General features: G+C 44.0%; 10 protein-coding genes and 1 tRNA gene. 9 read left to right on the forward strand and 2 right to left on the reverse strand.

The features are described from left to right. The first annotated feature begins 38 nt into the window (after positions 1 to 38). From C943_RS20360 to C943_RS20385, 6 genes are all read left to right on the forward strand, one after another. On the forward strand, positions 39 to 368 hold the full coding sequence (locus C943_RS20360) for a hypothetical protein (protein WP_008631744.1): 330 nt from the start codon (positions 39 to 41) through the stop codon (positions 366 to 368). Beyond that, positions 368 to 1009, forward strand: a complete 642-nt coding sequence (locus C943_RS20365; RefSeq protein ID WP_040481605.1) for an ExbD/TolR family protein — start codon at positions 368 to 370, stop codon at positions 1007 to 1009. The genes C943_RS20360 and C943_RS20365 overlap by 1 nt, the downstream gene beginning before the upstream one ends. 1 nt (position 1010) lies before the next feature. Next, the gene (locus C943_RS20370; protein ID WP_008631747.1) at positions 1011 to 1469 is read left to right on the forward strand and encodes an ExbD/TolR family protein; all 459 of its coding nucleotides are present in this window, start codon (positions 1011 to 1013) and stop codon (positions 1467 to 1469) included. A 73-nt stretch (positions 1470 to 1542) separates the two neighbouring features. Beyond that, a complete protein-coding gene (locus C943_RS20375) occupies positions 1543 to 2856 on the forward strand; it encodes an MFS transporter (RefSeq protein WP_040481607.1) in 1314 nt (437 codons plus the stop codon). Positions 2857 to 2860: 4 nt separating this feature from the next. After that, a complete protein-coding gene (locus C943_RS20380; protein WP_008631751.1) occupies positions 2861 to 4336 on the forward strand; it encodes a bifunctional ADP-dependent NAD(P)H-hydrate dehydratase/NAD(P)H-hydrate epimerase in 1476 nt (491 codons plus the stop codon). Between the two features lie 65 nt (positions 4337 to 4401). Further along, on the forward strand, positions 4402 to 5658 hold the full coding sequence (locus C943_RS20385; protein WP_008631753.1) for an MFS transporter: 1257 nt from the start codon (positions 4402 to 4404) through the stop codon (positions 5656 to 5658). 34 nt (positions 5659 to 5692) lie between these two features. On the opposite strand, the gene asnS is transcribed toward C943_RS20385, so the two are convergent. Continuing rightward, positions 5693 to 7144, reverse strand: a complete 1452-nt coding sequence (gene asnS, locus C943_RS20390; protein WP_008631755.1) for an asparagine--tRNA ligase — start codon at positions 7142 to 7144, stop codon at positions 5693 to 5695. A 182-nt stretch (positions 7145 to 7326) separates the two neighbouring features. Here asnS and rpoN point away from each other — a divergent pair, with 182 nt between their 5' ends. Then, positions 7327 to 8784 carry an RNA polymerase factor sigma-54 gene (gene rpoN / locus C943_RS20395; RefSeq protein WP_008631757.1) on the forward strand — a complete coding sequence of 486 codons (1458 nt, stop codon included), beginning with the start codon at positions 7327 to 7329 and terminating at the stop codon, positions 8782 to 8784. Beyond that, positions 8785 to 9402, forward strand: a complete 618-nt coding sequence (locus tag C943_RS20400) for a PA-phosphatase (RefSeq protein WP_234860105.1) — start codon at positions 8785 to 8787, stop codon at positions 9400 to 9402. A gap of 69 nt (positions 9403 to 9471) precedes the next feature. Here C943_RS20400 and C943_RS20405 read toward each other — a convergent pair whose 3' ends face one another. Then, positions 9472 to 10215: a porin family protein gene (locus C943_RS20405; RefSeq protein ID WP_008631762.1), complete on the reverse strand. Its 744-nt coding sequence runs from the start codon at positions 10213 to 10215 to the stop codon at positions 9472 to 9474. Positions 10216 to 10388: 173 nt separating this feature from the next. Here C943_RS20405 and C943_RS20410 point away from each other — a divergent pair. Then, positions 10389 to 10462 (forward strand) — tRNA-Arg (locus C943_RS20410). Positions 10463 to 10717 lie beyond the last annotated feature (255 nt).

Consider the following 10717-nt stretch of genomic DNA (forward strand, 5'->3'; position numbering starts at 1 on the left):
CAATTATTGATTACAGTTAACCTAATCCTCAAAATGATATGGATTTAATAGATATTTCTTTATACGTGGCTGATATCATGCTTATCGTAGGCATTGTATTGGCAATAGTTCTTCCTCTTATCAAGTCCTTGGATGATCCCGGTTCCTTGGTGAAATCAGGTTTGGGTGTTTTGGCCATCGGTGGTATTTTGGTCGTTTCCTACTTGATTTCCGACGGAGAGGTGAGCGCCAAGTTTGCTGGAGATCCTTTCAATTTGACACCAGAAATGTCTAAATTTATCGGAGGTTGTCTCTATGCTACCTACTTGTTGGGGATAATTAGTTTTGTGGCGATCATTTACGCAGAAATCAGTAAAGCTGTAAAGTAATGGCTAGAAGCAAAAATAGAAACCCACCGGAGATCAGCACTGGTTCCATGGCGGACATTGCTTTTCTCCTCTTGATCTTCTTTTTGGTAACAACTACCATTGCCTCTAATAAAGGTATCCAAAACTTACTTCCTCCCAAACAGGATCCAAATCAGCCTCCCCCAGAGATCAAGTTGAACGAGCGTAACATCTTCAACATTCTGGTGAACGCTAATGACCAACTCCTTGTGGAGGGAGAGTATATGGACAACACGGATAATCTTTCGAACCAGATAAAAGAGTTCTTGTTGAACTTTGGAAATCCAGATGAAGATGCTGTGGCCCTTTATAACAGTTTGCCACCATCCCTAAAGGGTATGGCAAAAAGAGATCCTGCATCATCTGACCACCCCATGGTAGGGGGCGCTGTGGTTTCAATTAAGACCAACCGGGGAACTAGCTACGAAAAGTATTTGGAGGTTCTCGATCAGGTGAAGCGTGCGTATTTCGAGATCTATGCGGAGAGGGTTGGTCTGACTGCAGACCAATATCGGGCACTGACTGGAAAGACTCCCGCTGAAAAGGAGCTAATGGATAGGGGCAAGGAGGGTATTCCCCTAGCTATTTCTATCGCAGAACCAGATAAAATTGGAGGAAATTGACATGGGAAAGTTTAGCAAAAAAACAGAAACTTCGCAGAATATTCCAACTTCTGCCTTGCCAGACATCATCTTCATGTTGTTGTTCTTTTTCATGGTAACAACTGTGCTTAGAGAGCAGGACATCTTGGTGGAGCAAAAGCTGCCACAGGCCACTCAGCTTCAAAAGTTGGAAAAGAAAACCTTGATTTCATATTTGTTTCTTGGAAAGCCAAAAAATACCGCACTTTACGGCGTTGAACCAAGAATACAAGCTAATGATGTCCTAATTAATACCAAGGATATTATTCTTTGGGTAAACCAGGAAAAGGACAAGTTGTCAGAAGCAGAAAGAGATCAAATAACAATTTCACTAAAAGCTGACCGGGAGGTTAAGATGGGTCCGATATCCGACGTTCAATTTGAATTGAGAGAGGCTGATGCGAGAAAAATTCTCTACGCATCTACCAACAAGATTCAATAAGAAAGGAGATAGAGGTTAATAATAAATGAAATGAGCTACCCTAAAGCTGGGTGGCTCATTTAGTTTTTAGACTATGGTCATTAAGAATATCAACACCCGAAAAGTCCAAAATGCTTGGGCTATGTATGATTGGGCCAACTCTGTATACAGTTTGGTCATTACCTCGACTATTTTCCCGGTATACTACAACAGCGTTACGCAGTCTGAGGATTTGGGGGATAAAGTGAATTTCTTTGGAATAGAGGTTGTAAACACGGTTCTATATTCCTATTCGATTTCGTTTTCATTCTTGGTGATTGCTTTAATTTCACCGCTATTATCTGGAATTGCCGATTACAGTGGCAAGAAGCTGGCATTTATGAAACTGTTTGCCTATATCGGTTCAGTGTCATGCGCAGGGCTTTTCTTTTTTGATGGGTCTAATTTGGAGTTTGGGATAATTTGTTCAGTATTGGCGAGTATTGGGTTCTCTGGAAGTATTGTGTTTTACAATGCTTTTCTTCCCGAGATCGCAACAGAGGATGAAATGGACTTTTTAAGTGCCCGTGGATTTTCTCTTGGCTACATCGGAAGCGTAATACTGCTGGTGTTAAATTTGGCGATGGTGCAGGTTCCCGAAGTGTTTGGACTTACTGATGGAGGTGAGGCGGCGCGGTGGTCTTTCCTGATTACAGGGATCTGGTGGATTGGATTTGCTCAAATTGCCTTTCGTTTCTTGCCGGATAATCCCTATCACCGGAAAGTCAAGAAGGCGATCTTTTTCAAGGGGTATCGCGAAATCAAACGTATATTCAAAGTTGTCCGAAAGACTGTGGTTACTAGGCGATTTTTGCTGGCATTCTTTTTTTACAGTATGGGAGTGCAAACGATTATGTACCTAGCCGCGACTTTCGGCGACAAAGAACTGATGCTTCCGGGAGATAAACTAATTCTGACTATTCTGATAATTCAATTAGTGGCCATTGCGGGGAGCTATTTATTCGCTTATGTGTCTAAAATGTTTGGTAACAAGCTTTCACTCATAATCATGGTTTTGGTTTGGTTACTTATTTGTGGTGCGGCTTATTATGTTGTCAATGAGTACCAATTCTATGCGCTGGCATTTTTTGTTGGAATGGTAATGGGAGGAATTCAATCACTTTCACGATCGACTTACGCGAAGCTGATTCCGGCTGAAACAACGCAACATGCCTCATACTTCAGTTTTTTTGATGTGACAGAAAAGCTTGCGGTGGTCTTTGGGACATTTTCCTACGGATTTATTGAACAGATTACTGGAAACATGCGGAACAGTGCCCTTTTTCTTGGCCTGTTCTTCTTGGTGGGTTTGGGCTTTTTGCTTTTGGTAAGAATCCCGAAATTGGAGTTTAAACCGTCATTCACCTAGCAAAATGCTCAATATCCTTTCGGGTACGCAGGTTAAGGTCCTGGATAGGGCTTACATCTCATCAGAAAACATTGAATCTTGGCAATTGATGGAGCGCGCAGCTAATCAGTTTGCAGATTGGCTGGTGCAACACTTCCCCGATTTTGGACGGGAGGTGATTATATTTTGCGGCCCTGGAAATAATGGTGGTGATGGACTGGCGATCGCTCGATTGATTTCTGAAACATATAAGCGCGTCATGGTAGTCTTTTTTGAAGAATCAGAAAAATCTAGCGCTGATTATCAGATCAATTGGAGTCGGTTGCCAAATAGCGTCTCACGAGTTTTCTGGAGGGATTTTCAATCAGGAACCGTTCAAAACCCGATTGTGATTGATGGAATATTTGGTGTTGGGATCAATCGCCCGGTTGAGGGGGTTTTTCTCGAGGGGATTCGAATCATCAACCGAATGTCTGGAGACAAGATTGCGATAGATGTTCCCTCAGGCATTCCTGCAGACGACTGTTTAAAAGGGGAAGCGGTTAAGGCGGATTATACGGTGACGTTTCAATTTCCCAAGCTTTCTCTGTTATTTCCGGAACATGCCGCTTTTGTCGGCAAAATGTTATTGAAGGATATAGGCATTCCTGAGCAATTTTTGGGAGGCATGTCCGAAGGCAGATTATATGTTCAGTATAAAGACATCCCCTCCATGCATAGACGCTTCCATCAGTTCTCGCACAAAGGAGATTTTGGACGTGTTTTGTTGATCGGGGGAAAAACCGGAAAGGTCGGGTCCATGGTTTTGGCGGCAAAAGCGACTCTAAGGACGGGAAGTGGCTTGGTGTTCGTGTCGGTACCGAGTTCTGAAAAGCAAATCCTTCAAATTTCAGTACCTGAAGCGATGGTGGCGGATAATTCTGAGCTAAGAGACTTATCAAAATACGATGCGATAGGAATTGGCCCGGGGTGGGGACTTGACATCGATCCGGATTATTTTGCAGAAATCCTTCGATCCGTAAAAAGGCCTGTAGTGATAGATGCGGATGGACTGAATTTGTTGGCTAAATATCCCCATTTGTTCGACTTTGTTCCCTCCGGGAGCATTTTGACGCCACACTTGAAGGAGTTTGAAAGGATTGTCGGTGGCGTAGCATGTCATAGAGATAGGTTAGAAAAGGCAAGGGAATTTGCGCAAAAGCAACAAATTTACATTGTGCTGAAAGGTGCATATACATCGATTTCTTGCCCCGACGGAAGTCAATATTTCAATTCATCCGGCAACAAGTTCATGGCAACCGCAGGTTCAGGCGATGTATTGACGGGAGTTTTGTCTTCATTTCTAGGACAGGGGTATCATCCCAAACAGGCCGCGCTTTGTGGCGTATTCCACCATGGTATGGCAGGGGATTTGGCCGGAGCAAAGAAAAACCGCGGGCTGATTGCATCCGACATTATCGAATCGATTCCAGAGACTTTTGTGCAAATGAAATTACAGTGAAATATGGTGACTTCTCCAGAACTTAACCTTCGCTTGGTGGGTTAGCCTTCAAGTGAATTTGACTGATGAATAGAGAAAAGCTTTTACTTTGGACCCTTGCGGCCATCAATTTTACCCACATCATTGATTTTATGATCCTAATGCCGTTAGGTCCTCAATTGATGCGGATTTTCGAGATCAGTCCACGGGAATTTGGCTTGCTCGTTTCCTCTTATACTTTCAGTGCCGGGATAAGTAGTTTCCTTGGTGCCTTTGTATTGGACAAGTACGACCGTAAGATGATCCTTTTCTGGGTTTTCGTGGGGTTTCTATTAGGGACGCTAGCCTGTGCGCTATCGCCAAATTATCCAATACTTTTGATTTCAAGGATTGTTTCGGGGGTATTTGGAGGACTCACTTCCGCATTGATTATGGCGATTATTGGCGATGCGATACCGGATTCCAGGAGAGGAAGGGCGATGGGTTTGGTGATGGCGGCCTTTTCTGTTGCATCCGTAGTTGGGGTACCATTTGGTTTGTTTATTGCAAGTTTGACCAATTGGCATGCGCCGTTTTTCTTCTTGGCATTTCTTTCACTGATTATTCTTTGGATGATTTATCAGTACATTCCGCATATCACGGCACATCTCAATGTTCAATCCAATCGACCAACGCCCATCCAGGTAATCAGACGGGTTACCGGAAATGCGAATCAAATGAAGGCGATTTCGCTCACGATCATGATGATGTTGGGGCAGTTTACGATTATCCCTTTTATCAGCCCTTACATGGTTGCCAACGTTGGATTCACCGAAATGCAACTTACCTACATCTATATGGCAGGTGGTGCATTTACAATTTTCACGTCACCATGGGTTGGTCAACTAACTGATCGACACGGCAAGGTGAAGGTTTTTACCATTTTTATGGCATTGAATGTCATCCCAATTGCATTGATCACACATTTGGGGCCAACCGCAATTGTACTGGTACTGATGGTGACGACTTTGTTTTTTGTGACCTCAAATGGCAGGATGGTGCCCGCCGCTGCCTTGATTACAGGGACGGCACGCCCCGAAAACCGCGGCAGCTTTCTGAGCTTCAACTCGGCGGTACAGCAGCTTGCCGCGGGATTGGCTTCTTTCGTGGCTGGTTTGATATTGGCGGAAGGGGCGGGAGGTGAATTGCTTCACTACAATATTGTAGGCTACTTGGCGATTTTCTTGAGTCTGCTTTGTATTCCTTTGGCAAGAAGGATCCAGGTTGTAGATATCGATCAAATAGAGACGAGCCTGGACAGTGAATCCAAGAATCTGTCAATCAAAAAAGTAACAGCTGAGTAATTCCAAAAAAAGCCGCTTTGAAGCGGCTTTTCCTTTAGAATTCGGCATGTCCCGGTGTTCGTGGGAACGCGATAACGTCGCGGATATTCCCCATCCCCGTCACAAACTGTACCAGCCGCTCAAATCCAAGCCCAAACCCGGCATGAGGCGTCGCACCAAATCTTCTCGTATCCAAATACCACCACATCTCCTCAGTTGGGATATGCATTTCTTTCATCCTATTGACCAAAAGTTCAAGCCGCTCTTCCCGCTGTGAACCACCGACGATTTCACCGATGCCCGGGAAAAGAATATCCATCGCCGCGACGGTCTTTCCGTCTTCGTTTTGGCGCATGTAAAAAGCTTTGATTTCTTTTGGGTAATCGGTCAGAATAACGGGCTTTTTGAAATGCTTTTCCACCAGGTACCGCTCATGTTCAGACTGGAGGTCGACCCCCCATTTTTCGACAAGATATTGAAATTTCTTTTTCTTGTTTTGGTTCGAATTTTTCAGAATTTCGATCGCCTCGGTGTAGGTAAGACGTTGGAATTCATTTTCGGCGACAAACTTCAGGCGATCCAAAAGCCCAAGTTCGTTTCTTTGGTCGGCAGGCTTGGAAACTTCTTCTTCCGCTGCGCGCTTGTCCAAAAAATCGAGATCATCCTTGCAGTTTTCCAAGGCATACGAAATCACATATTTCAGAAATTCCTCAGCAAGGTTCTGGTTGTCTTCGGCATCATAAAAGGCCATCTCCGGCTCTATCATCCAAAATTCGGCAAGGTGCCTTGCGGTATTTGAGTTTTCCGCCCTAAACGTTGGCCCAAAGGTGTAGATTTCTCCAAGCCCCATCGCCGCCAATTCGCCCTCCAATTGGCCAGATACTGTCAGGTTTGTTTCTCTTTCAAAAAAATCAGCCTTGAAATCGATCTTTCCGTCCTCGGTTTTTGGAGGGTTTTTAAGGTCAAGTGTCGTTACTTTAAATGTTTCCCCGGCCCCTTCTGCGTCAGAAGCAGTGATAATTGGGGTATGGATATAGAAAAACCCCTTGTCGTTGAAGTATTTATGTACCGCAAAGGCCAAGGCATGCCGTACCCTGAAAACGGCACCGAATGTATTGGTCCGAATCCGCAGGTGGGCAATCTCCCGCAAGAATTCCAAGGAATGTTTTTTCGGCTGAAGCGGGTAGGTGTCAGGGTCGGCTTCTCCGAGGATTTCAATATTTTGGGCCACCAATTCGCTGGATTGCCCACTTCCCTGGGAAGCGACGATCTGCCCCTGTACCTTCAGACAGGCACCGGTGGATGCCTTTTTCAAGATATCTTCGCTAATTTGATTTGGGTCGGCAACCACCTGAAAGTTTTTGATTGTCGAACCGTCATTGATGGCTATAAAGGATACATTCTTGTTGCTTCGCTTGGTCCTTACCCATCCCATGACAGTCACACTTTGTCCAAGGTGATCATCTTCCAATAATGCTTTGATCTTTATTCTCTTGTTGAAGGCCATAGTATTTGTGCTCAAAATTCGAAATTTGCCCCAAAAAGGGCATTTTCTAAAGGAATGCAAAGAACGATATAATAAGCTTTTTATCAAAAAATTGTTCGATTTTCCTAAATTTGGAAACCAGTGTTTTGGCGCTATTTCATCAATATTCTGGTCTTCAATTAGCGTGTTTTCGTAAAGTTCCTATGCAGAAGCTTCATCTAAGTCAGGTTTTATCCCAAAAGCTCTCACCCCAACAGATTCAATTTATCAAACTGCTCCAAGTTCCGACTGCCGAATTGGATGCAAGGGTTGAAGAGGAGCTGGAGATCAATCCTGCACTTGAAGAGGGTAGGGAAGAGGAAAAGAAAGAAAATGAAGATGATGAGTTCGAGGATTCCTACGAGGAGGATTTGGGCTATGAGGATAAGGACATCAACCTGGAGGACTACCTCAACGACGATTATGGTGGGTATAAAATGCAGGGGGATGGGAATTACAGTCCAGATGAAGAGGACAGAGAGATCCCGATTTCCAGCGGTGTATCGCTTCACGAGCAGCTGATGACCCAATTGGGTTTTTTGAAATTAGATGAACGTCAGAAGTTGATTGGACGCCAACTGATTGGCAGTATTGAAAGCGACGGTTACATCAGGAGAGATCTGGAGGCGATCATCAACGATCTGGCCTTTAGCCAAAATATTGAAACCGATGTCGATGAAATCGAGGAGATTCTCAGAAAGATCCAAACTTTTGATCCAGCAGGCATTGCAGCCAGGAACCTTCAGGAGTGTCTTTTGATCCAGTTGGAGCGTAAGGAACATCCGGAGGACAATTTGGTGCAAAATGCCATCAAGATCATAGCGGATTGCTTCGATGAGTTCACCAAAAAACACTATCCCAAAATCCAAAAGAAACTTGACCTAGACGACGAGGATATCAAGGAGGCGGTCAACATGATCACCCGCCTCAATCCAAAGCCTGGAGGTATTTCAGATGGGTTGGTCAAGACACAATACATCATTCCGGATTTTATCCTATCCAACAATGAAGGCAAGTTGGAGATATCATTGAACTCCAAAAACGCGCCGGAATTGCGGGTCAGCAGGTCTTATTCCGAGATGTTTGATGCCTATGACAAAAGCGACAAGAAGGATAAGAAACTCAAAGATACCGTCACTTTTGTAAAGCAAAAATTGGATGCGGCCAAGTGGTTTATTGATGCGATCAAACAGAGGCAGCAGACTCTTTTGAAGACGATGCAGGCGATTTTGGACTATCAGGTGGAATTTTTCAGAGAGGGAGATGAGACCAAGCTGAAGCCAATGATCCTGAAAGACATTGCCGATAAGATCGAGATGGATATTTCTACGGTTTCCCGTGTGGCAAATAGCAAGTCTATCCAGACTGAGTTTGGGATTTATCCACTCAAGTACTTTTTCTCCGAAGGCATCGCTACCGAATCTGGTGAAGACGTGAGCAACAAGGAGGTCAAAAGCGTCCTTCAGGCAATGGTCGAAGCGGAAAACAAACGAAGGCCACTTTCGGATGATAAGCTTGTCAAAATGCTTAATGACAAAGGCTACAACATCGCCCGTCGGACAGTTGCAAAATATCGGGAACAGCTTCAGATTCCTGTGGCAAGACTAAGAAAGGAACTGTAAGTGGCCAAGAATTTAGCTTTGTTCCTTTCCTACCTGTTCATGCCGCTATTGATGCCGACATTGGTGTTTGTTTTCTTACTTTTTGGCATACCACAGGTGGCCTATCTCAATAACTACAATAAGGTATTGATTTTGGCAATGGTATTCGTGACCACATTTCTCGTCCCTTTGATCAGTTTGCTGACTATGAAGCTCACCAAGCATATCGGTTCTTTGCATCTTGATTCAAGGGAAGACCGGGTTTTCCCGTTTTCTACCATTAGCCTTTTCTACATCCTTTCGACTTACTTGTTTTATGTAAAACTGGATGTAGAACCGATATTCATTCTTACGCTTGCCTCGATTTCTATCTGTGTGACCCTCCTAGCTAGCATAACATTTTTCTGGAAAATCAGTGCACACATGACAGGGATGGCTGGACTTACCGCGATAGTAATGGTATTTGCTGTAAAATATCCAACAGTCGATCTGTTGCCGCTCGTCTTGGTGAGTGTGGTCGCCACTGGGGCAGTGGGGTCAGCAAGACTTCGCTTGAATGCCCACCGGCCAATCGAGATTTTGGGCGGGTTTGCGCTTGGTTTTCTGATTTGCTTCTTTTCTTTTTTCCTTTTTCTATAAAGAGCTCCGCGTGTAGAGGCAAAAAAACAGGCCAAAGACCTGTTCCAAATTTTTTTCAGAGGCTTGTCCCTAAAACAACGCCACTGAGATACCGAAGTTGAGTTGTGTAGCTTGGGTTTTGAATGGACCCTTATCTTTTTCAAAAACTTGGTTCAATCCATAATATCCCCAAAGATTGAATCCAGAGAATCCCAATCGAGTATAAACTCCATACCTGAAGGGGGCAAATCCAAAAGACTGGCGGTCTTTGATTTTTCGGTCAAGGCCGGCTCCGTCGGTATATGCGATTTTGGTTTGGGATTGGAAATTATAGCCGAACTTACCGCCAAATGCCCACCTCACGCTTTTCCTATAGTTGTTGCGATTAAAATGGTACCTGAACTCCACGGGAATTTCTAGAAAATTCGTGGTGACATTATTGGTTCTAATCAAGATATCGTCACCATACACATCGGAAATAGGAAGAAGTTGGCTGGAATTTGGACCGAGAGCGGGATTGTTAAAAAGGGTTTGATCATTTCTAAAAGCATATTTGTCGGATGCAAAACCCAAGCCTGGATTGAAGGTTAGGCCTGAGTTTTCCCCGAGGATTTTTACTTCAAAATAGTAATAGGCATTGAAAGTGCGGGATTTGAAAAAATCCGTTTTTAGTTCGTCGGGCTTGTTATTCAGTGTGTTGAACCCAAATTCGAGGAACAAATCACCTTTGAGATCCGGTCTTCCGCCGATCGGAGTCAGCGGCTTTTGTTGGGCAAATAGTTGTTGTAATGTGAAGATTTGGCTTATTAATAAAAGGATGCCGATTTTTTTCATGAAACGCTGGTAGTGTGTAAACCGCGGCTAAATTATGAAAACATATGTGAATTGGGATTCTTTTTGTCTTAATAATTCTTAACGGAAATCGCGTTTCGAATCGGATTGGAGAAAAAACAAGTGTTTTTGGCCTTGGAAATTCAATTTACATCTCTAATTTTGCAGTCCGTTTAGGCCTCGTAGCTCAACTGAATAGAGCACCTGATTACGGCTCAGGAGGTTTCAGGTTTGAATCCTGACGAGGTCACAGATCCCGCCGGTTTCGATTGGCGGGATTTTTTTGTCTGGTTTAATTGGGTCGAAGGAAACTGAATGAATGGTTACCAAAATTTTGACTCGGTGAATCAGATACTTATGTAAAAACCCATTTCGGTTTTTACAATTTTTTTTGGTGGCCCCTTGCCACAACGGATTTGGGTGTTACCTTTGCAGTCCCATTTCGAAGGAACGGGAAAAATAGCGAGCAGATCGATGGTCGCTTTCTGGGGGAGGAGTTTCCCGG

It is taken from the genome of Mariniradius saccharolyticus AK6, from assembly GCF_000330725.2.
Classification (GTDB): domain Bacteria; phylum Bacteroidota; class Bacteroidia; order Cytophagales; family Cyclobacteriaceae; genus Mariniradius; species Mariniradius saccharolyticus.